This window comes from Pseudomonas sp. GW456-12-10-14-LB2 (genome assembly GCF_002884345.1).
GTDB lineage: Bacteria > Pseudomonadota > Gammaproteobacteria > Pseudomonadales > Pseudomonadaceae > Aquipseudomonas > Aquipseudomonas paraglycinae.
Genome location: NZ_POHV01000009.1, coordinates 151,869 through 171,446 on the forward strand (window position 1 = coordinate 151,869; position 19,578 = coordinate 171,446).

Consider the following 19,578-nt stretch of genomic DNA (forward strand, 5'->3'; position numbering starts at 1 on the left):
GCCTTCGCCGAGGAGTGCTCCATGAAGATCGATCCGCAAATCACTGCCGAACTGGCAAGGCTCGAGCCCAATCAGATTGGCGTATTGGCCTGGTCCTTGTTGGCACACCCGCCCATCGCCATGGCTGGCGGAATTCCTCACCAGCCCGATCCCGATACCCCCAACGAAGAACCGACCGAGCCCGGCGAGCCTACGCTGCCGGACAAACCGCCACCTGCGCCTGTCGCTTGATTGACTGTATGGCCCGTCGGCTGAATCCTGGACAGGACTTCAGCCGACGGGCCATATTTCGTTGTCGCCAATGACAAAGATCCGACAGCTGTCTTCCTTCTCCACCGGATAACCGCCGGTGAAGGCGCCAAACGCCGGCAGCAGGCTGATGCGTTCCCCCAGCCTGAAGCAGGCCAGCCGCAAACGCTGACGCCCCTTGCCGTTCAATCGATAGACCGGGTGAACGTGGCCTGCAAGCACGTGGCGTTCCGGGTACGGATCGGGTTCGTGCTGCAACGCGAAGGGCCCGAGCAGCATCGGCTCCGGCACCACCCGAATGTTCAGCGTCGCTGGCGGATCACCGGCGCGTTTATCGTGATTACCGCGAATCAGCGTGATCGGCAGATCGGCGTGGCGTGAGCGCCACTCAGACAGAGCACTCAAAGTGCCCGGGGCATGCGAACCGGGCCCGTGCAGAAAATCCCCAAGAAAGATCAGTTGCCGACACGGCAGTTTCGCCAGCAACTGCTCGATCACGGCGATGTTGCTCGCTGTCGTGCCCTGCGGCACCGGCTGCCCCAGGCGCCGGTAAGCGGCAGCCTTGCCGAAATGCACATCGGCAATCAGCAGCGCCTGTTGCGCCGGCCAGTACAGTGCCTTTTCCGGCAGCAGCCAGAGGTCTTCGCCTGCCAGACGCACCGGGTAGGGCGCGTTCATCAGGATTGGCCCTTGTCGGCAGTTTGTTCCAGATCGCCGACCATTCGGCGGATGCGGTCGGCGAGTTTTTCCGAACTCATGCTTTCGCGCATGCGTTCCACCAGCAATGGAAACCCGAGCGGTGTAGGACGTTTGATCAGGTGCATGTCCAGTTTCATCCGGTTGATCCGCTCCAATGTCTGTTCCAGTCGACGAATATCCAGTTCTTCCCGCAGGACTTCTTCCCCGGCCTGCGCCAGTAGCAGGTTGTCGGCGTCGTATTGTTTGAACACTTCGAAGAACAGCCCGCTGGAGGCCTGCACCTGACGGGTGCTTTTCGGCGCGCCGGGGTAACCGGCAAACACCAGCCCGGCAATCCGCGCGATTTCCCGAAACCTGCGCAGTGCCAGTTCCCCCGCATTGAGGCTGGCCAGCACATCCCTCAATAAGTCCTCGGGACTGAGCAGGGCGCCATCCAGTTGCACAGGCCAGTCAACGGGCGTGGCGCTGAGCAATTCCAGTCCGTAATCGTTGACCGCAATCGAGAAAGTCACAGGCAAACGCTGACTGACCCGCCACGCCAGCAGGCTGGCCAGCCCCAGATGCACCTGGCGTCCTGCAAACGGGTAGAGGAAAAGGTGCCAGCCTTCGCGGGATTTCAGCACTTCGGCCAGCAGATTGTTGACGGTCGGCAGGCCTGACCAGCGTATCTGCGTTTCCAGTAACGGGCGCAAGGCCTGCATTTCCGGGCCGGCAAACTCGCCTTGTGCCGCCGCGCTGAACCGGCTGACCACCGCTTCGGCCAATTCATTGGAGAGCGGCATGCGCCCGCCATTCCAGCGCGGCACCGCGGCTTTTTTCGCCGTGCTGCGTTTGACATAGGCGGTCATGTTTTCCACCCGCACCAGCTCCAGCAAGCGACCGGCGAACAGAAACCCATCGCCAGGTTTGAGGCGAGCGATAAAGCCTTCTTCAACGCTGCCCAGCTGTTTGCCGCCTCCGCCCTTGCTCCAGAACTTCAAATGGATCGCGGCATCACTGACGATGGTGCCGATGCTCATGCGATGGCGGCGCGCCAGGCGGACATCGGGGACGCGCCAGATCCCGTGCTCATCCGGCTCGACCCGGCGGTAATCCGGGTACGCCGTCAGCGACATCCCGCCGTGGCGTACGAACGCCAGCGCCCAGGCCCAGTCCGCGAGCGTCAGGTCACGATAGGCCCAGGCGCCACGGACTTCTTCGTACAGCTCATCGGGAATAAAGCCACCGCCCAGGGCCATGCTGACCAGATGCTGCACCAGCACATCCAGCGGTTTGTGCGGGGACAGTCGCGGTTCGATCCGCCGCTGTGCCACGGCATCGCCAGCGGCCGCGGCTTCGATCAGCTCCAGGCTGTGGGTCGGCACCAGGGTGACCCGCGACGTTCTGCCGGGCGCATGCCCCGAACGCCCGGCACGCTGCATCAGTCGCGCCACGCCTTTGGCCGAGCCAATCTGCAGCACCCGCTCCACCGGCAGGAAATCCACCCCCAGATCCAGGCTTGAAGTGCAGACCACGGCTTTGAGTTGACCGTTCTTCAGCGCCTGCTCGACCCAGTCGCGGGTGTCACGGGACAGCGAGCTGTGGTGCAGCGCGATCAACCCGGCCCAGTCCGGTCGCGCTTCCAGCAAGGCCTGATACCAGATTTCCGATTGCGCCCGGGTGTTGGTGAACACCAGGCTGCTGGCGCAGACATCCAGTTCGGCGACCACCTGCGGCAACATCTTCAAGCCGATATGCCCGGCCCAGGGAAACCGTTCGATCGCCGGTGGGAGCAGGGTGTCGACCTTGAGCGACTTTTCGCTTTGCCCCTGAATACTGATTCCGTCGCCGTGTGGGATCAGCACCTGTTCGGCGTGGGACTGATTGCCAAGCGTTGCGGAAACGCCCCAGACGATCAGCCCCGGCTGCCAGCGGCGCAACCGGGCGAGGGCCAGTTGCAGTTGCACACCGCGTTTGTTGCCGAGCAATTCGTGCCACTCATCCACCACCACCATGCGTAGCGTCGACAGCGCCGTTTGCGCGTCGGCACGGGCGAGCATCAGGGTCAGGCTTTCCGGGGTGGTGATCAGTGTGGTGGGCAGGCGCCGGTTTTGCCGGGCGCGTTCACTGCTGCCGGTGTCGCCGGTGCGCAGGCCGACGCTCCAGGGAATCTGCAGATCATCAAGCGGCGCTTGCAGGGCGCGTGCAGTGTCGGCGGCCAGCGCCCGCATCGGCGTGATCCACAAGACGGTCAGCGGTTCGGCGGGTGGAGGGCGTTTGCGAGTGGTTGCAGCAACAGGCCCGGAGCGGGCAAAGCGATTGAGCGCGGCAAACCACACCGCGTAGGTTTTACCGGCGCCGGTGCTGGCGTGCAGCAGGCCGGATTCGCCACGTTTGACTGCCGCCCACACTTGTTTCTGAAAGGCGAACGGCTTCCAGTCGCGGGCGCTGAACCAATGTTTGGCGAAGTCGGTGGAAGTGCCCATGCCGGCGACGTGTGCTCTGAAGGTGTTCCTTCAATGACCGCGCCGGCCGGGCAATAGTTTTACTTGAGATTGCCGCTGAGGAATTGCTTCAGGCGTTCGCTTTTCGGATTGCCCAGCACTTCTTCGGGTGCGCCTTCTTCTTCCACCAGTCCCTGATGCAGGAACAGCACCTGGCTCGAGACCTTGCGCGCAAAGCTCATTTCATGGGTGACCATGATCATGGTCCGGCCTTCTTCGGCCAGGCCCTGAATCACCTTGAGCACTTCGCCGACCAGTTCCGGGTCCAGCGCCGAAGTCGGTTCGTCGAACAGCATGACTTCCGGCTCCATGGCCAAGGCCCGGGCAATCGCCACCCGTTGCTGCTGGCCGCCGGAAAGGAATGCCGGGTATTGATCCGCCACTCGCGCCGGCAAACCGACCTTTTCCAGATAACGCCGGGCGCGGTCGTCGGCTTCCTGTTTGCTGCAGCCCAGCACCCGGCGCGGGGCCATGGTGATGTTTTCCAGCACGGTCATGTGGCTCCACAGGTTGAAGTGCTGGAACACCATGGCCAGGCGGGTGCGCAGGCGTTGCAGTTCATCGGCGTCGGCCACGTGCATGCCGTGGCGGTCGGTGACCATGCGGATCGCCTGGCCGTCGAGGCTCATTGCGCCGTCGTTGGGTTGTTCGAGAAAGTTGATGCAGCGCAAAAAGGTGCTTTTACCCGAGCCGCTGGCGCCGATCAGGCTGATCACGTCGCCGGTCTTGGCCTTGAGCGAGACGCCTTTGAGCACCTGATGGTCGCCATAGCTTTTGTGCAGGCCTTCAACGGTCAATTTGTACATGGGACAGGCATCCTCAAGGCGAAAGTAGATAGCCGCTGCGATAGGCTTCGGCGCCCGCGACGTGGGCGATCACCATCCCGGCAGTGGCCATGCGCCGCAGCGAGCGGGCATAGAGCAGACCGGAAGCGGTGCAATGGACTGGCGTGACCCGCTCGCTGATCGGGTCGATGATTTCGGCGATTTTCTGCCCGGCTTCCAGAAGCTGGCCGGGTGTGGCGCTGTACACCAGCAGCCCGCCGACGGGAGTGGCCACCGGTTCCACACCGGCCAGCGGTGTGGCGGGATGTGGCAGGGCCGGCAAGGCTTTGGGTTCGCCGACAATGGCGCCGAAGTGGATCAGGTAATCGATCAGCGCCTGGCAATCGCGACTGGCCAGCGGATGGGTGACATCCCCCTGACCGCGCAACTCGACGGTGACCGAAAAGCTGCCGAGCGGAATCTCGAAGTGTTCGCCGAAGCGCTCCTTCAATTGCCACCACAGCAGGGTGAAGCACTCATCGAATGACTGTCCGCCGGAGTCGGTGGCCAGCAGGCTCGCCTGGGATTCGATATAGCGCGCCAGCGGCTCGACCTGCGGCCAGGCCTCGGGCGTGGTGTAAAGGTGAACCACGGATTCGAAATCGCAATGCAGGTCGAGCACCATGTCCGCATCACAGGCCAGCCGTTGCAGGGTCAGGCGCTGGGATTGCAGCTGAGTCGTGGCGGTGTGGCGGGCGAGGGCGTTGCGCAGGCTCGAACGGATCAGCTCGAGGTTGCGCTGCGGGTCGTCGCACAGCTGCGCTTCGATTTCGTTGCCGATTTCTTCGCTGAGGTCGACGAACCAGCGGTTGAAATTCTGCCCGCTCTCCAGCTCGTAGCGGCCCAGCGGCACATCCATCAGCACCTGTTCGAGGCCGACCGGGTTGGCTACCGGCACCAGCACGATTTCGCTGCGCAGGCGGCCGGCGGCTTCCAGCTCCGCCAGACGCTGCTTGAGGTGCCAGGCCACGAGCATGCCGGGCAGTTCGTCGGCATGCAGCGAGGACTGGATGTAAATCTTGCCCTGGGCCTTGTCCGGGCCGAAGTGAAAACTGTGGATCTGTCGTGCGGTCCCCGGCAGCGGGGCCAGCAGGTCGTGTATCTGGTGGCGCATCTCAAAAGGGTCCTAGTGGGTCGGGCCAAGGAAGGCCAGCCATCGGCGTTCGGCAAGGCGGAACAGGCCGACCAGCGCAAAGGTGATGGTCAGGTAGATCAGCGCGGCGATGCCGAACGACTGGAAGGTCAGGAAGGTCGCCGAGTTGGCGTCCCGTGCAACTTTCAGGATGTCGGGGATGGTCGCGGTAAAAGCCACGGTGGTCGAATGCAGCATCAGGATCACTTCGTTGCTGTAGTACGGCAACGAACGGCGCAGCGCCGACGGCATGATCACGTAGGCATACAGCTTCCAGCCGGTCAGGCCGTAGGCCTTGGCCGCTTCGACTTCGCCGTGGTTCATGCTGCGGATGGCCCCGGCGAAAATCTCCGTGGTGTAGGCGCAAGTATTAAGGGCGAAGGCCAGGATCGTGCAGTTCATCGCATCGCGAAAGAAACTGTCGAGCAGCGGTTGTGCACGCACGGCGGCCAGGCTGTAGATCCCGGTGTAGCAGATCAGTAACTGGATATAGAGCGGCGTGCCACGGAACAGGTAGGTGTAGAACTGCACCGGCCAGCGGATGTAGAAGTGCGGCGAGACCCGGGCAATCGACAGCGGTATCGACACGAGGAAACCGAAGAAGATCGAAGCGCTGAGCAGCCACATCGTCATCGCCAGCCCGGTGATGTTCTGGCCGTCGGTATAAAGGAAGGCTTTCCAGTATTCCTGCAGGAGTTCGATCATCGTACGGCCTCCCGGGCACCGGCGGCGTAGCGGCGTTCGAGCCAGCGCAGGATGAAGTTCGAGGCACTGGTGATCAGCAGGTAAATCAACGCGGCGAGGACCAGGAAGTAAAACAGTTGATAGGTGCTCTTGCCGGCGTCTTGCGCAGCCTTGACCAGATCGGCCAGGCCGATGATCGAAACCAGCGCGGTGGCCTTGAGCATCACCATCCAGTTGTTGCCGATGCCCGGTAGGGCGAAGCGCATCATTTGCGGAAACACCACGAAACGAAAGCGCTGACCGCGCTTGAGGCCATAGGCGGTGGCGGCTTCGACCTGACCGCGCGGCACGGCGAGAATCGCCCCGCGAAAGGTTTCAGTGAAGTACGCGCCATAAATGAAGCCCAGGGTCAGGACCCCGGCGCTGAACGGGTCAATCTCGATGTATTCCCATTCCATGTAGTCGGTGAGCGTCGTCAGCCAGGTTTGCAGGCTGTAGAAGATCAGCAGCATCAGCACCAGGTCCGGCACCCCGCGAATCAGCGTGGTGTAGAGCTGGGCGGGCAGGCGCAGCAGTTTGACTTTTGACAGCTTGGCACTGGCGCCGAGCAGGCCGAGCAACACGGCCACCAGCAGCGACAACGCCGATAATTTGATGGTCATCCAGGTGCCTTCCAACAGCAAAGGGCCAAAACCCTTGAGGCTGAAGGCGGAGAGCCCCAGATTTTGTAAGAGGTTTTCGAACATAAATCAGCAACCTGACTGAATGAAAAAGGCGCCCATCGAGGATGGGCGCCGGGGCATTATTTGCCGCTGTACAGATTCAGATCGCCAAAGTGTTTCTTTTGAATCTCGGCGTATTTGCCATCATCGTGTAACGCTTTGATACCTTTATCCAAAAGCGCTTTCAGCTCGGTGTTACCTTTCTTAATACCGACAGCGGTCTTGGCTGGCAGCAAGTGGTTGTCGACCGGCTTGCTGACTTCATAATCAGCGCCTTGCGGCGACTTCAGAAAGCCCAGTTCGGCCTGCAGCATGTCCTGAATGCCCGCATCGAGACGGCCGGAAGTCAGGTCGGAATACACCTGGTCCTGATTCTGATAGGCCTGGGTTTTCACGCCGGCCTTGTCCAGCACGGCTTTGGCATAGGCTTCCTGGATGGTGCCTTGCTCGTAACCGACGGTTTTGCCTTTCAGCGAGGCGACGTCGTCGGTGATACCCGAACCTTTTTTCGACACGTAGGCCGTCGGGCCGGAGAACAGCTCGCTGGAGAAGTCGATGACTTTTTCGCGGGCTTCGGTAACGGTCATCGACGAGATCACACCGTCGAATTTATTGGCCTTGAGGCCCGGAATCATACCGTCGAAGTCACTTTCGACCCATTTGCACTTGACCTTCAGCTCGGCGCAGATCGCGTTGCCCAGATCGATGTCGAAGCCAACCAGGCTGCCGTCTGCCGCTTTCGACTCGAACGGTGCGTAGGAAGGGTCAACGCCAAACCGCAGTTCTTTGTATTCCTTGGCCAGCGCGGAGCCGGCGGCCATGCACAACGCCAGTGCAGAAAGGGTCAGCAATGCTTTTTTCATTATTCAATCCCTAAGAACCAATATGAGCGCTTGTGGCGCGGAATGATTGTTACTGGAGCGCTTACGACTTATAGAAAGTAGCAATTTCCGAACCAGAGTCCCGAACAAGTGTTTTAAAAGGTGCAGGAAGTGCATGCCGGGGCCGGTCAGTGCACGAAAACGGGCGCGACGGAAAAGCTGCACCAAGTTGGTTCGGAGGTGATCGTTCCCACGTCGAGGCGTCGAACCGTCCGCGTGGGAATGCAGCCCGGGACGCTCAGTCCCAAAGCGGACGCAGAGCGTCCATTGAGGCATTCCCACGCGGAGCGTGGGAACGATCGGGGTTAGGGGGGAGTATCGTTGGGAAGGAGTCAGACCAACAGGTTTTGCAAGGTCGCCAGGCTGTCGGCCTCGTCCACGGTCTTGTCCTGGCGCCAGCGCAGCATGCGCGGGAAGCGCACGGCGATGCCGCTCTTGTGTCGACGGGAGAGGGCGATGCCTTCGAAGCCCAGTTCGAATACCAGGCTCGGCTTCACGCTGCTGACCGGGCCGAATTTTTCCACCGTGGTCTTGCGCACGATGCTGTCGACCTCGCGCATTTCCGCATCGGTCAGCCCTGAATAGGCCTTGGCGAATGGCACCAGTGACCTTGCACTGGATCCCGGCGGGCCGTCCCACACCGCAAAAGTGTAATCGCTGTAGAGGCTGGCGCGCCGGCCATGTCCGCGCTGGGCGTAGATCAACACCGCGTCGACGCTGAACGGGTCGACCTTCCATTTCCACCACACGCCCATGTCCTTGGTGCGGCCAACGCCGTACATCGCGTCGCGAGCCTTGAGCATCATGCCTTCGACCCCCAGGCGCCTGGAGGCCTCGCGCTGGCGGGCGAGGTCGAACCAGTCGTCACCCGTCAGAATCGGCGAAGGCAGCAGTACCGGGTTGTTGCAGTGGGCGATGACCTGCTCCAGTTGCTCACGACGTCTGGCCTGGGGCTGGTTGCGCCAGTCTTCGCCCTGCCATTCGAGCAGGTCGTAGGCGAGTATCACCACCGGCGCGTCTTCGAGGATTTTGCGGTCCAGCGACTTGCGGCCGATCCGTTGTTGCAACAGTGCGAAGGGTTGCACCGCCGGGGCTTCTGTCGACTGCGGATCGAACGCGTCTTCGGTGATCGGGCGGTTGTTCTTCCAGACTACGATCTCGCCGTCGATCACCGTGCCGTCGGGTAAACCGTGCAGCAGCGTGTCGAATTCGGGAAAACGCTCGGTGACCAATTCCTCGCCGCGCGACCAGACCCACAGTTTCCCGTCACGCTTGACCACCTGTGCGCGGATGCCGTCCCACTTCCATTCCACCTGCCAGTTGCTCGGCGGCCCGAGCAGGGCCTCGAAGGTCTCCACCGGTTGCGCCAGCGCGTGGGCGAGGAAGAACGGGTAGGGCTGGCCGCCGCGCTGGGCGTGCTCGTCGCTGGATTCGGGGGCGATCAGTTTCAGGTAACTGGCAGCGTTCGGCCGGTTGGACAGGTCGGTGTAACCCACCAGCCGTTGCGCCACTCGCTTGCTGTCGAGCCCGGCCATGGAGGCCAGGGCGCGGGTCACCAGCAGCTTGGATACGCCGACCCGGAAGCTGCCGGTGATCAACTTGATGCACAGCATCAGGCTCGGCCGATCCAGTTGCGCCCACAGTGCGGGCAACTGATGGGCGAGGTATTCCGGGGTTTCACCGCGCAGGGGCAGCAGTTTGTCTTCGATCCATTCGGCGAGGCCGGCCTCGGAGGTGTATGGATGTTCCGGCAGCACCAGCGAAATGGTTTCCGCCAGATCGCCGACCGCTTGATAGCTTTCCTCGAACAGCCATGGCTCAAGCCCGGACGTTTCAACAGCGAGTTCGCGCAGAACTCTCACCGGAACCAGTTGCCGTGGCCGCCCGCCGGACAAAAAGTAAACGGCCCACGCGGCATCCTGCGGTTGCGCCTGGGCGAAGTAGGCTTGCATGGCCGCCAGTTTGGCGTTGCTGGAGGTGGTGGCGTCGAGTTCTGCGTACAACCCGGCGAAGTCTTTCATGGTTGCACCTCGGCAACCGCAGGCGTGGCGCTGGAAAGCTCTTCTTCATCGTCACCGTATTCGGTGTTGAAACCTTGTGCGTCCAGCCCTTTTTCACGCAGGTGGCGCACCAGCACGCCAATCGAGCCGTGGGTGACCATCACCCGCTCGGCGCCGGTCTGTTCGATGGCCCACAACAGGCCGGGCCAGTCGGCGTGATCCGAAAGCACGAAACCGCGATCCACGCCGCGCCGCCGACGGGTGCCGCGCAGGCGCATCCAGCCGCTGGCGAAGCTGTCGCTGTAATCGCCGAACCGGCGCATCCAGCTGCTGCCGCCGGCCGAGGGCGGGGCGATGACCAGCGCCTGGCGCATCATCGGGTCGTTCTTTTTCACCTCGCCGGCGTAGATCGTTGGTGGCAGGTAGACGCCGGCCTCGCGGTACACGCGGTTCAGCGGCTCGACTGCTCCGTGGCTGAGGATCGGCCCGAGGGTCTCATCGATGCCGTGGAGAATCCGCTGGGCCTTGCCGAACGAATAGCAGAACAACACGCTGGCCTTGCCGGCCTCGATGTTGGCCTGCCACCACTGATTGATTTCGGCGAACACCTGCGCCTGCGGCTGCCAGCGGTAGATCGGCAGACCGAAGGTCGATTCGGTGATGAAGGTATGGCAACGCACCGGTTCGAAAGGGGCGCAGGTGCCGTCGGGTTCGATCTTGTAGTCGCCGGACGCGACCCAGACTTCGCCGCCGTATTCCAGCCGTACCTGAGCCGAGCCGAGCACATGGCCGGCGGGATGAAAACTTAAGGTGACACCGTGATGGGTCAGGCGCTGGCCGTAGTCGAGGGTTTGCAAGTTGATGTCCGCGCCCAGACGCGCACGCAAAATCCCTTCGCCGGCGCTGGCGGCCAGGTAATGCTGATTGCCGCCACGGGCGTGGTCGCCGTGGGCATGGGTGATCACCGAACGCTCGACGGGCCGCCACGGGTCAATGTAGAAATCCCCGGCAGGGCAGTAGAGGCCTTCGGGGCGGGCGATAACAAGGTCCATGGCGTTACCGGAATGGAGGGACTTGTTAGCTATGAGGTTGGCGCGAAGTCAGAAGTTCTATTGATTTTCTGAACTGTCGCATGATCGTTCCCACGCTCTGCGTGGGAATACAGCCCGTGACGCTCCGCGTCACTGGACGCGGAGCGTCCCTTGAGGCATTCCCACGCAGAGCGTGGGAACGATCATGGGGGGTTACTTGCCGGGGGTAAGCGTCAACCGCGTCTTGCCATACACCCGGTCAAAGTTCTGCGGCTGCATCGGCAAGCCGATGTACTGGCCCTTGAGCCACGGATCGATGCCGTTCAGGTAGTTCGGGCTCACCGGGTTCCCGGATTGCCCCGTCCCGTTCTGTCCCATCAACGGCTCGCTCTGACCGAAGTCGACGATGAAGCGCATCGACGGTGCACGCGTGGTGTTGAAGTCCTGACCCCAGGCAAAGGCCGCCGTATTGAGCGTGGTGTGGTCACCGCCCGCCGCGATCGGGCCGCGAACGGTCTGGCCGTTGGCATTCTTCCACTCGTAACGGTGCAGTTTGCCCCACTGCCAGGCCCGGCGGTCGCCGCCCAATTGGCTGTCGCCGGCGCTGATCGCTGCCGCCAGACTGCGGGCGAGGATCGCCGGTTTGTCTTCTTTTTGCGCGGTGCGGGCGTCGTCCCAGAACGGACTGTCTTCGCGGCCCAACAGGTGATCGGCCTGGGCGGCGTAGGACAGATCGCCGTTGGCGATAAACGCTTTCCACGCCGGGCTGTTTTGCGGGCCGAGTTCGTCGAGGAAAATCTGTTTCATACTTTCCTGCAGGAACAGCTCGTAAATCGCCGCGTCGGCGGAAGTCGGGCTGAGCTTGCCGTCGAAGGCCATCAAGCGGGTATAGGCTTCGCGGGCCTTGCTGCGCTCGGCCTCCGGCAGAGCGTCGATCGCCTGTTTCAGCGGCTGCGACATGCCCGGTGCCTCGAACATTTTCTTCAGTTTGGCGGCGAAGGTGGTGGTCTGGTCGTACTGCATGGCGATCACGCTGCGACTGTCATGCTTGCCGCTGCCGGCCAGTTCGGCCAGGCGCTCGCCACGCTCCGGCGCCGCCCAGGAATTGGACAGTTGCATGCCGTAGCCGTGAGGAATGACCCGCTGGTTGGCGGTGCCGAGCCAGCCCTGGGCCGGATCCTGATCGTAGGGGTGCAGCATCGGGTCGGCGTAACCGTCCCAGTCGTAGCGACCTTCCCAGCCCGGCGACGGCAGCAGGCCTTCACCTTCGCGGCGGTTGGGGAAGCGCCCGGTAACTTGCCAGCCAATGTTGCTGGCGTCAGCGAACACCAGATTCAGCGCGATGGCGCGGATTTCCCGGCTGGCGTCCGAGGCGCGCTCAACGTTCTGTGCACGGCTCAGATCGAAAAATGCATCGAGGGATTTGTCGTCGGTGAAGCTCGGCGTCTGCAAGGCCAGGCCAAAACCTGCGCCCTGAGCGGCAGCCTGGGTGCTGTTGAGCAGCGCGCCATGGCGGGTTTCGTACACCGCTTCGCGAATCGGCCGCTGGCCTTTGACGAAGTAGGTTTCGTTGCGCACGGCGACCGGTTGCCATTTGCCGTTGACCTCGTAGGACAACGTGCTGCCCTGACGACGGATTTTTTCCAGGAACAGGTCCTGGTTATCGCCGAGCACGCTGGTCAGGCTCCACGCCACCTTGCCGTTGAAACCGCCGAGCACCATCGGCAGACCGGCCACGGTCACGCCGGCGGCCTGGTATTTCGGTGCACGAATCTGCACGAAACTCCACAGCGACGGCGCGGCCAGCGGGCCATGGCTGTCGCTGGCCAGCAGGCTCTTCCCGCTGCGGCTGCGTTGCGGGGCGATGGCCCAGTTGTTCGACGACTGAGTGCCCAGCAGGTTGAGGGCGGCCAGTTGTTCAGTGGCGTTGCTCAGCTCTGTGAGCCCCGGAATCTGCCCGTTGAGCTTGATGCCTTGCAGCTTGTCGGCTTCGGCCAGCGGCAGGTTTTCGTCGGGAGCGGACGGGGTCAGCCACGCCAGTTTGTCGTTGGTCACAGTCTGCGCCAGCACCAGCGAGGCGATTTCTTCCGGCAGGTTGGCCGACTGGCTGAAGTTCAGCAGACAGAAGATCAACGCCGAATCTTCCGGTTTCCAGTATTCAGGCTTGTAGCCGCTGGAAGCCAGATCCCCCGGCAGTTTGTCGGCGTAGCGGAACAGGTAGGCGTTGACGCCCCGGGCATAGACCTCGAAGAAGCGCTTGAGCCGTGGCGACGAAGCCTTGTACAGCTCGCCGGCGCTTTTCTTCAGGTTGACGGCGCGCATGTAGCGGTCGGCGTCGAGCATCGATGAACCGGACATTTCCGCCAGACGGCCCTGGGCCAGCAGGCGCAGGGTGACCATCTGATTGATCCGGTCGCTGGCGTGCACGTAACCGAGGGCGAACAGTGCGTCGTGGAAGCTGTTGCTTTCGATCAGCGGCATGCCCATGGCATTGCGGCGTACCGAAACGTTCTGCGCCAGGCCCTTGAGCGGCTGCACACCGGAGGTCGGCGGGAGGGTGTCCTGGGCGTTCCAGGTCTGACAACCGGTCAGGCTCAGAACACCGGCCACTGCTGCGGCAACGCCGAACCGGGGAAGAAAATGTGAAAGGGCTGGCGAGGCCATGGCAAAGCTCCTGCGGGGGTGTAGAGGCTGGGGGCGCAATAAAGCCGCTACGTTAGTGAGCAGGAGGGGGCCGCGCAAGCGGGGCGAGCGGTTATTTCTTCCCGTTGATCGTTCCCGCGCACGGGAACGATCAGGCCGGGTGACTCAAGCCTTCGGCGGATTGATCTTCTGCACCAGCGCGTAGGCCTTCACGGTCGCCGGGCGATCCTTGATGTGGTTGAACCAGCGTTGCACGTTCGGGAAGTCTTCCAGGTTCTGGCTCTGCCACTTGTGGGAGACGATCCACGGGTAGATCGCCATGTCGGCGATGCTGTATTCGGCGCCGGCAACGAACTCGTTGTTGGCCAGTTGCTTGTCCAGCACCCCGTACAAACGGGCGGTTTCATCGACGTAGCGCTTAATCGCATAGGGGATTTTTTCCGGGGCAAACTGGCTGAAATGATGGTTCTGCCCGGCCATCGGTCCCAGCCCGCCCATTTGCCAGAACAGCCATTGCAGCGCCACCTGGCGGCCACGCAGATCCTTGGGCAGGAACTTGCCGGTCTTTTCCGCGAGGTACAGCAGGATCGCCCCGGACTCGAACAGCGACAACGGTTCGCCACCGTCAGCCGGTTCATGATCGACGATCGCGGGGATGCGGTTGTTCGGGGCGATTTTCAGAAAGTGCGGCTGGAACTGCTCGCCCTGGCTGATGTTGATCGGGTGCACGTCGTAGCGCAGGCCCGCTTCTTCGAGGAACAGGGAAATCTTGTGGCCGTTGGGCGTGGTCCAGTAATACAGGTCGATCATGGAAAGCTCCAAATCAGAAAAATGGCTTACGTGCGGACAGCAAACGCCGGCTTCAGGTTGTCCTGTGTGCGTTCGATAGCTTGCTTAGTCACAGGAGGTGATGCTCAAGTACGGGAAATTCAATGACCCCGCGTGAGAAAAATCGCCATGGAGCTCAAGGCCAACGCTGCACTGATCATCATCGACCAGCAAAAAGGCATTCTGGAACCGCGTCTGGGGCGGCGGAACAATCCGTCGGCCGAGGAGCGGATTCTTGATTTGCTGGGCTTCTGGCGACGCAGCGGGCGGCCGGTGATCCATGTGCAGCACCTGTCGCGCTCGCCGGATTCGGTGTTCTGGCCCGAGCAGTCAGGGGTGGATTTTCAGGAAAGGTTTTTGCCGCAGGACGGCGAGTGGCTGATCCAGAAGCAGGTACCGGATGCGTTTTGTGCCACAGGGCTTGAGGCGAAGTTGCGTGAGTCGGCGATCGGGCAGTTGATCATTGTCGGCGTGGCGACGAACAACTCGGTGGAATCCACGGCACGCACGGCGGGCAATCTGGGGTTTGACGCGTGGGTGGCGGAGGATGCGTGCTTTACCTTCGACAAGGCCGACTATTTCGGCACCTTGCGTTCAGCTGAAGAGGTGCATGCGATGTCGCTGGGGAATTTGCACGGGGAGTATGCGACGGTGGTCGGCACCGGGCACATTCTGGCGGCAGGCTGAAAAGCTTCCGGTGAATGGGCCGGTGCCTTCGCGAGCAAGCCCGCTCCCACATTCGACCGTATTCCTTCTGACGGAATGCAGGCAAAGGTGGGAGCTGGCTTGCTCGCGAAGGCGGTGTCTCAGGCGAAGATGCTCTCCGCCCAAGGCATCAAGCGCCGTGGCACTTCTTGAATTTCTTGCCGTTGCCGCATGGGCAAGGGTCGTTGCGGCCAACGTCTTTCAGGGCGTTGCGCACCGGTTCCTGGTGGGCGTGGCCGCAGTTCGGGCCGTGGACATGGCCATGGTCGTGATCATGGTGGTGATGGTCATGATCGTGGTTGCAGTCTGGGCCATGGACATGAGGTTGCTGGGTCATCGGGGTCACTCCGTAATCAAATCGGCGGGGATTATCACGCCATTGCGCGCCAGGTGCACGTAGTGAGCGATGAATAAACCGGTTTCCATCTCGCCCTCCAGTCGATAGGGAATCTGCTGGTGCGGGTTTTTCAGCATTTTCACCACCTCTTTCACCTTCGGCCACAGGTTGGTACGGATCGGTACGTTGTAAAACGCGCTGCTTTTGGGGTTCACCGTGATCCAGTGTTCGTGCTCGCCTTCGGCCAGGAGCATGTCGGCCAGGTGTATGCGGTATTCCAGGCCGCGCACGGTCAGGTCGCTGTCGTTGGGGTTGTCGATGCGAAAGTGCAGGATGAATTTCTGTTCCAGCAACTTGGCGCGCACCACTTCGACTTTCACCAGGTGCACGGCGGGGTCGCGGGAATCGTCGGTAAACCATGACGCGCAGCCGCCAAGCCCGAGAAACACGAACAGTGTGAAAGCCTGAAATGCGCGCCAATGACCGAGCATGGTTTAACTCCCTTTGCTGCCCAGTCTAGCTTCAGCTGCCGAAATACCCCGCACAGCATTTCTTGAACTTCTGGCCGCTGGCGCACGGGCAGGCGTCGTTGCGGCCCAGCTTCAGTTGCACGGTCGGGTCGATGAAGTACCAGCGTCCGTTGTTCTGCACGAACGACGAGCGCTCGCGGTGGCTGTGCTCGCCCTGACCGTCATGCCAGCGCGCGGTGAACGTGACGAACGCGTGTTCCGGCTGGCCGCCGAGCACTTCCGAACTTTCCACGTCCAGGCCAAGCCAGGTGCTCTGGGCGCTCCAGTTGCTGATCGACTGGCGATCCAGCCCCGCCTGCTGGGCGGGCAGGGTGGTCGCCACCAGATAATCGATCAGGCCCAGCACGTAGGCGCTGTAGCGCGAGCGCATCAGGGCTTCGGCGCACGGGGCCGGGTGGCCGGCGTGATAGTGACCGCAGCAGGCATCCAGCAGGTTGCCGCTGCCGCAAGGGCAAATGGCTGTACTCATTGCATTACCACCAGTATTTCCCGAAGTTTTCCGGATTGGCCCAGAATCGCGAGTTGAGCCAGTCGGGGACTTGTTTGTAGTCAAGCAGATCGTAGGTGAACAGGGTCAATACCTGCTCATCCCGGGCGAAGCGTTCGCTGGCTTGCAGGGCCAGGGAATAAAAATCGGTTTCCTGCCAGCCGCTGGCCGGCAGGTCTGCCATCACGGCGATGCGGCTGGCGTTGAGGTTGCGGATCCCGCCCAACAGATTCAGGCCGTCGCGCTTGGGCAAATGTTCCAGGCAGTCGACTACCAGCGCCAGGTCGAAACGGCGGGCCGCCAGTTCCGCCGGCAACGCACCGGGGGCGGCGTGCGCGACGTAGGTGTCCGGGTGCGCTTCCTTAAAGGCAGCCAGCGCCGGGAACTCGCTGGCGCCGATCAGCAGCAGACGTGCCGGAGCGTAGCGGTCGAGCAGGGCGGCCAATGCCTGCTGCGGCGTGCGGGAAGAAATGGCGACGTTCATCGAAGCTCCTCAATCAGAGCGCCAAGACTAGCCTGCCCGGACGCCAAGGCCTAGATCTCTGTCCTGCGGGTTTGCGGCAAATTCGTCGAAGTCCCGTGAACAGGCGCACAAACAGCAATGGCCTATTGCTGGCGGAGATTAAAACTCCGGTCTTTACTCCCTGAATCGGTTCTAAGCCGATCCCTCAGGAGAAAACTAGATGAGCATAGTTCGGACAGCATTACCCTTGGTTCTGCTAACCAGTGTGTTGACTGGTTGCGCAGGTTTGCAGAAAACCGACTGGCCGACCTGTGCGGCAGTCGGTGGTGTCGTCGGTGCGGGGCTCGGTGCGACCGAAAGCTCCGCATGGGCGGGGTATGGCGCGTTACTCGTCGGCGGTACGGCAGCAGCCTATTGCTGGGTTCACGGTGATGGCGATGAAGACGGCGATGGTGTGCCGGACAGTCGCGACAAGTGCCCGGGCACGCCTAAAGGCGTACAGGTCGATGCTGACGGTTGCCCTCCACCAGCCCCTGCACCAGTGGTCGAAGAAGCTGTAGTGGTCAAGGAAGAAACCATTGTCATCCGCGATGTTCACTTCCAGTTCGACAAGGCCACGCTGACCCCGGCCGACAAACTGGTCCTGGATAAGGTCGCTTCGCGCCTGAAACAGGAATCCAGCACCGCGCAACTGACCGTGACCGGCCACACCGACAGCGTCGGCAGCGATGCCTACAACCAGAAACTGTCGGATCGCCGCGCGCACTCGGTGGTCAAGTACCTGGTCGAGAGCGGTGTACCGCAAAGCAGCTTCGTGTCGGTGACCGGTGCCGGTGAAAGCCAGCCGGTGGCAGACAACAAAACTGCTGAAGGTCGTGCGCTGAACCGTCGTACCGAAATCAAAATCAACCGCTAGCCCCCTCGCATCCGCGGCTTGTGCAGTCGCGGATGCGGGTCTTTACTCCTGTGTAACCGGTATGGGCCGGTGACACAGGAGCTTTAACGATGAGTGTTCTTACAAGATCCGTCTTGCCGGTTCTGCTGCTGGGCAGCCTGTTGACCGGTTGCGCCACCCACAGCGATGGCACCGCTCCCCTCAATCAACGTACCTGGCCGATCTGCAGCCTTATTGGCGGACTGGTCGGCGGCGGTCTCGGCGCGCTCGAAAGTGGCGGCTGGGCCGGCGGTGGCGCTGCGCTGGGGATCCTCACCGGCGGATTGATCTGCTATGCCCAGGATGGCGATGAAGACGACGACGGCGTGTTCGATCGCCGCGACCGTTGCCCCGATACCCCGGCCAATACCCCGGTCGACCACCGCGGCTGTCCGCTGCCGCAATACCCGGTTACCGAGAAACTCGCCGAACCGGCCCCGCAAACTGAAGTCATCACCCTTAACGATGCCGGCAACGTGCTGTTCGATTTCGACAAGTCCGATCTGAAACCGGCCGCGAAAAGCCAGCTGGACACATTGATGGACAAACTGCGCAATGCCGATGTAGTGAGCATCAAGGTCATTGGCCACACCGACAGCAAGGGTTCGGATGCCTACAACCAGGCACTTTCGGAACGTCGCGCCAGCAGCGTGGCGGAGTATTTGCTGAGCCAGGGCCTGGCACCGAACAAACTCACCAGTGAAGGGCGCGGCGAGAGTGAACCGGTCGCCGATAACAACACGGACGAGGGGCGTGCGCAAAACCGTCGGGTGGAACTGCACATCAATCGTTAGGATGCGTCTGTAGTCCGCAGGCTAGAGCTGTCGGTCGATGATCATCGTCGAACCGGCAGCCATCCGGCGGTGGATCGGTTTTTTTCATTTTTCCCTCTGGCTTATCCCCTGCAGAAGCCGTTACTGTGCGCCCAAAGAATAATTCGCAACACGGGGGAGCGTATGAAGGTGTTCTGTGGGCTGGGGCGATTGTTGACCCTGCTGTTCTGCTGCGTGGTGCTGGCCAATCAGCTGGTGCCGTTTGTTCATCCGCTGCACCTGCTGGTCAATCTGGCCGGCGGTCTGCTGCTGTCGATCCACGTGCTCGAAGTGCTGCTGTGCAACCGCAGCCTCAAGGGTCGTCCGCACCCTTGGCGTGATCGTGGCCGCATCCTGTTGTTCGGCGTTTTCCACCTGCAAACCATCCCGGCCCCGGCCGCTCCGGAGGCTTCCCATGCGTAATCTCTGCCTGCTTGCTGCATTCATCAGTCCCCTGGCCTGCGCCCAGGTGGTCAGCGTCGAAACCAACTCGCTGATGCGTCTGCCCAACACTGCCAGCACTCTGCAACTGGAGAAACTGGTGGTCGCCGATTACGGCACTTTGCTGATTCCTTCGAACGTGACCGAGCTGAGTGTCGGCGAATTGCAACTGGGCCATGAAGCGCGCATCGCCATCGTGCCGAGCGAACAGGCGCTGGAGATGAAAGTCATCCGCGCTCAACTTGCCGAAGGCAGCCAGATCACCGCCCGTGGTGCACCGGGCACCTACGAAAAAGCCGCCCGCGCCGGGCGCAATCTGAATCTGCAATTCAAGGCGTTGAATGCGCCGAAGCTGGTGGTCGATGCCCGTGGCGGCACCGGTGCGCCGGGTTTTGTCGGGCTCGATGGCGCCAACGGTCAGGAGCCGGGTTGCACCTGGGGCCAGGCGGGACACGGTTTTGATGGCAGCAACGGCAGCGATGGCCAGCCGGGTGCACCGGGCGCGCTGGTGCGTCTTGAAGTGCCGCGCGAGTTTCCGGCCGAGCTGATCAAAGTTGAAGTTGCCGGCGGTGCCGGTGGCCCGGCCGGTCCTGGCGGCAAGCCGGGGGCGGGTGGCAAGTCCAAGGGCTGCCTGGTCTATCGCGCCGACGGCGGCAAGAGCGGCAAGCCGGGGGCCGACGGGCAGCCGGGGCC

At 62.1% G+C, this 19,578-nt stretch carries 21 protein-coding genes; 6 read left to right on the forward strand and 15 right to left on the reverse strand.

What is annotated here, in order from left to right; all coding sequences use genetic code 11:
• Positions 1–21: 21 nt before the first annotated feature.
• Entirely contained in the window at positions 22–231 is a 210-nt protein-coding gene (locus C1X29_RS08555; RefSeq protein ID WP_085605329.1) for a hypothetical protein, read from the forward strand.
• A gap of 39 nt (positions 232–270) precedes the next feature.
• Here the strand turns inward: C1X29_RS08555 and pdeM are convergent, their stop codons facing one another.
• The 11 genes from pdeM to C1X29_RS08610 form a co-directional block, all read right to left on the reverse strand.
• Entirely contained in the window at positions 271–927 is a 657-nt protein-coding gene (gene pdeM, locus C1X29_RS08560; RefSeq protein WP_102717230.1) for a ligase-associated DNA damage response endonuclease PdeM, read from the reverse strand.
• The gene (locus C1X29_RS08565) at positions 927–3,413 is read right to left on the reverse strand and encodes a ligase-associated DNA damage response DEXH box helicase (RefSeq protein ID WP_102717231.1); all 2,487 of its coding nucleotides are present in this window, start codon (positions 3,411–3,413) and stop codon (positions 927–929) included. Before C1X29_RS08565 ends, pdeM begins: the two co-directional genes overlap by 1 nt.
• A gap of 59 nt (positions 3,414–3,472) precedes the next feature.
• Entirely contained in the window at positions 3,473–4,237 is a 765-nt protein-coding gene (locus C1X29_RS08570) for an ABC transporter ATP-binding protein (RefSeq protein ID WP_007954993.1), read from the reverse strand.
• 13 nt (positions 4,238–4,250) lie between these two features.
• Positions 4,251–5,369, reverse strand: coding sequence for a succinylglutamate desuccinylase/aspartoacylase family protein (locus tag C1X29_RS08575; RefSeq protein ID WP_102686592.1), 1,119 nt, complete (start codon positions 5,367–5,369; stop codon positions 4,251–4,253).
• Between the two features lie 12 nt (positions 5,370–5,381).
• Positions 5,382–6,092 carry an ABC transporter permease gene (locus C1X29_RS08580; RefSeq protein ID WP_039771337.1) on the reverse strand — a complete coding sequence of 237 codons (711 nt, stop codon included), beginning with the start codon at positions 6,090–6,092 and terminating at the stop codon, positions 5,382–5,384.
• Complete coding sequence (locus tag C1X29_RS08585) at positions 6,089–6,817, reverse strand: ABC transporter permease (protein WP_102686593.1); 729 nt, start codon at positions 6,815–6,817, stop codon at positions 6,089–6,091. Before C1X29_RS08585 ends, C1X29_RS08580 begins: the two co-directional genes overlap by 4 nt.
• Before the next feature lie 56 nt (positions 6,818–6,873).
• Positions 6,874–7,656 (reverse strand): transporter substrate-binding domain-containing protein, encoded by a 783-nt coding sequence (locus C1X29_RS08590; RefSeq protein WP_011332769.1) that lies wholly within the window; start codon positions 7,654–7,656, stop codon positions 6,874–6,876.
• 350 nt (positions 7,657–8,006) lie between these two features.
• The gene (locus C1X29_RS08595) at positions 8,007–9,695 is read right to left on the reverse strand and encodes an ATP-dependent DNA ligase (protein ID WP_102717232.1); all 1,689 of its coding nucleotides are present in this window, start codon (positions 9,693–9,695) and stop codon (positions 8,007–8,009) included.
• A complete protein-coding gene (locus C1X29_RS08600; protein WP_102717233.1) occupies positions 9,692–10,726 on the reverse strand; it encodes a ligase-associated DNA damage response exonuclease in 1,035 nt (344 codons plus the stop codon). Before C1X29_RS08600 ends, C1X29_RS08595 begins: the two co-directional genes overlap by 4 nt.
• 192 nt (positions 10,727–10,918) lie before the next feature.
• Positions 10,919–13,369 carry a penicillin acylase family protein gene (locus C1X29_RS08605; RefSeq protein ID WP_102717234.1) on the reverse strand — a complete coding sequence of 817 codons (2,451 nt, stop codon included), beginning with the start codon at positions 13,367–13,369 and terminating at the stop codon, positions 10,919–10,921.
• A gap of 144 nt (positions 13,370–13,513) precedes the next feature.
• Positions 13,514–14,158, reverse strand: coding sequence for a glutathione binding-like protein (locus C1X29_RS08610; protein ID WP_102717235.1), 645 nt, complete (start codon positions 14,156–14,158; stop codon positions 13,514–13,516).
• 147 nt (positions 14,159–14,305) lie between these two features.
• Here C1X29_RS08610 and C1X29_RS08615 point away from each other — a divergent pair, with 147 nt between their 5' ends.
• On the forward strand, positions 14,306–14,863 hold the full coding sequence (locus C1X29_RS08615; protein ID WP_102717236.1) for a cysteine hydrolase family protein: 558 nt from the start codon (positions 14,306–14,308) through the stop codon (positions 14,861–14,863).
• 148 nt (positions 14,864–15,011) lie between these two features.
• Here the strand turns inward: C1X29_RS08615 and C1X29_RS08620 are convergent, their stop codons facing one another.
• From C1X29_RS08620 to C1X29_RS08635, 4 genes are read right to left on the reverse strand one after another with little or no spacing between them, the layout of a single operon-like run.
• Positions 15,012–15,218 carry an SEC-C metal-binding domain-containing protein gene (locus C1X29_RS08620; RefSeq protein ID WP_007955014.1) on the reverse strand — a complete coding sequence of 69 codons (207 nt, stop codon included), beginning with the start codon at positions 15,216–15,218 and terminating at the stop codon, positions 15,012–15,014.
• A gap of 5 nt (positions 15,219–15,223) precedes the next feature.
• Positions 15,224–15,709, reverse strand: coding sequence for an LEA type 2 family protein (locus C1X29_RS08625; RefSeq protein ID WP_085748178.1), 486 nt, complete (start codon positions 15,707–15,709; stop codon positions 15,224–15,226).
• 31 nt (positions 15,710–15,740) lie between these two features.
• Positions 15,741–16,217, reverse strand: coding sequence for a YchJ family protein (locus tag C1X29_RS08630; RefSeq protein ID WP_102717237.1), 477 nt, complete (start codon positions 16,215–16,217; stop codon positions 15,741–15,743).
• 4 nt (positions 16,218–16,221) lie between these two features.
• A complete protein-coding gene (locus C1X29_RS08635) occupies positions 16,222–16,719 on the reverse strand; it encodes a DUF6231 family protein (protein WP_102717238.1) in 498 nt (165 codons plus the stop codon).
• A 199-nt stretch (positions 16,720–16,918) separates the two neighbouring features.
• Between C1X29_RS08635 and C1X29_RS08640 the strand changes: the two genes are divergently transcribed.
• The 4 genes from C1X29_RS08640 to C1X29_RS08655 all read left to right on the forward strand — a co-directional run.
• Positions 16,919–17,614 (forward strand): OmpA family protein, encoded by a 696-nt coding sequence (locus C1X29_RS08640; protein WP_102717239.1) that lies wholly within the window; start codon positions 16,919–16,921, stop codon positions 17,612–17,614.
• An 89-nt stretch (positions 17,615–17,703) separates the two neighbouring features.
• Positions 17,704–18,426: an OmpA family protein gene (locus tag C1X29_RS08645; RefSeq protein ID WP_102717240.1), complete on the forward strand. Its 723-nt coding sequence runs from the start codon at positions 17,704–17,706 to the stop codon at positions 18,424–18,426.
• 162 nt (positions 18,427–18,588) lie between these two features.
• Entirely contained in the window at positions 18,589–18,867 is a 279-nt protein-coding gene (locus C1X29_RS08650) for a DUF1145 domain-containing protein (RefSeq protein WP_085748180.1), read from the forward strand.
• The coding region (locus C1X29_RS08655; RefSeq protein ID WP_102717241.1) for a hypothetical protein at positions 18,860–19,578 on the forward strand (719 nt) is incomplete at its 3' end. The genes C1X29_RS08650 and C1X29_RS08655, both read left to right, overlap by 8 nt.

What these genes read in the sequence shown, in the direction of transcription:
- C1X29_RS08640 (WP_102717239.1), top strand. Translation starts at nt 16,919, where the DNA reads ATGAGCATAGTTCGGACAGCATTACCCTTGGTTCTGCTAACCAGTGTG.
- C1X29_RS08575 (WP_102686592.1), bottom strand. Translation starts at nt 5,369, where the DNA reads ATGCGCCACCAGATACACGACCTGCTGGCCCCGCTGCCGGGGACCGCA.
- C1X29_RS08630 (WP_102717237.1), bottom strand. Translation starts at nt 16,217, where the DNA reads ATGAGTACAGCCATTTGCCCTTGCGGCAGCGGCAACCTGCTGGATGCC.
- C1X29_RS08605 (WP_102717234.1), bottom strand. Translation starts at nt 13,369, where the DNA reads ATGGCCTCGCCAGCCCTTTCACATTTTCTTCCCCGGTTCGGCGTTGCC.
- C1X29_RS08580 (WP_039771337.1), bottom strand. Translation starts at nt 6,092, where the DNA reads ATGATCGAACTCCTGCAGGAATACTGGAAAGCCTTCCTTTATACCGAC.
- C1X29_RS08585 (WP_102686593.1), bottom strand. Translation starts at nt 6,817, where the DNA reads ATGTTCGAAAACCTCTTACAAAATCTGGGGCTCTCCGCCTTCAGCCTC.
- C1X29_RS08590 (WP_011332769.1), bottom strand. Translation starts at nt 7,656, where the DNA reads ATGAAAAAAGCATTGCTGACCCTTTCTGCACTGGCGTTGTGCATGGCC.
- pdeM (WP_102717230.1), bottom strand. Translation starts at nt 927, where the DNA reads ATGAACGCGCCCTACCCGGTGCGTCTGGCAGGCGAAGACCTCTGGCTG.
- C1X29_RS08615 (WP_102717236.1), top strand. Translation starts at nt 14,306, where the DNA reads ATGGAGCTCAAGGCCAACGCTGCACTGATCATCATCGACCAGCAAAAA.
- C1X29_RS08565 (WP_102717231.1), bottom strand. Translation starts at nt 3,413, where the DNA reads ATGGGCACTTCCACCGACTTCGCCAAACATTGGTTCAGCGCCCGCGAC.
- C1X29_RS08610 (WP_102717235.1), bottom strand. Translation starts at nt 14,158, where the DNA reads ATGATCGACCTGTATTACTGGACCACGCCCAACGGCCACAAGATTTCC.
- C1X29_RS08555 (WP_085605329.1), top strand. Translation starts at nt 22, where the DNA reads ATGAAGATCGATCCGCAAATCACTGCCGAACTGGCAAGGCTCGAGCCC.
- C1X29_RS08595 (WP_102717232.1), bottom strand. Translation starts at nt 9,695, where the DNA reads ATGAAAGACTTCGCCGGGTTGTACGCAGAACTCGACGCCACCACCTCC.
- C1X29_RS08570 (WP_007954993.1), bottom strand. Translation starts at nt 4,237, where the DNA reads ATGTACAAATTGACCGTTGAAGGCCTGCACAAAAGCTATGGCGACCAT.
- C1X29_RS08620 (WP_007955014.1), bottom strand. Translation starts at nt 15,218, where the DNA reads ATGACCCAGCAACCTCATGTCCATGGCCCAGACTGCAACCACGATCAT.
- C1X29_RS08645 (WP_102717240.1), top strand. Translation starts at nt 17,704, where the DNA reads ATGAGTGTTCTTACAAGATCCGTCTTGCCGGTTCTGCTGCTGGGCAGC.
- C1X29_RS08650 (WP_085748180.1), top strand. Translation starts at nt 18,589, where the DNA reads ATGAAGGTGTTCTGTGGGCTGGGGCGATTGTTGACCCTGCTGTTCTGC.
- C1X29_RS08625 (WP_085748178.1), bottom strand. Translation starts at nt 15,709, where the DNA reads ATGCTCGGTCATTGGCGCGCATTTCAGGCTTTCACACTGTTCGTGTTT.
- C1X29_RS08600 (WP_102717233.1), bottom strand. Translation starts at nt 10,726, where the DNA reads ATGGACCTTGTTATCGCCCGCCCCGAAGGCCTCTACTGCCCTGCCGGG.
- C1X29_RS08635 (WP_102717238.1), bottom strand. Translation starts at nt 16,719, where the DNA reads ATGAACGTCGCCATTTCTTCCCGCACGCCGCAGCAGGCATTGGCCGCC.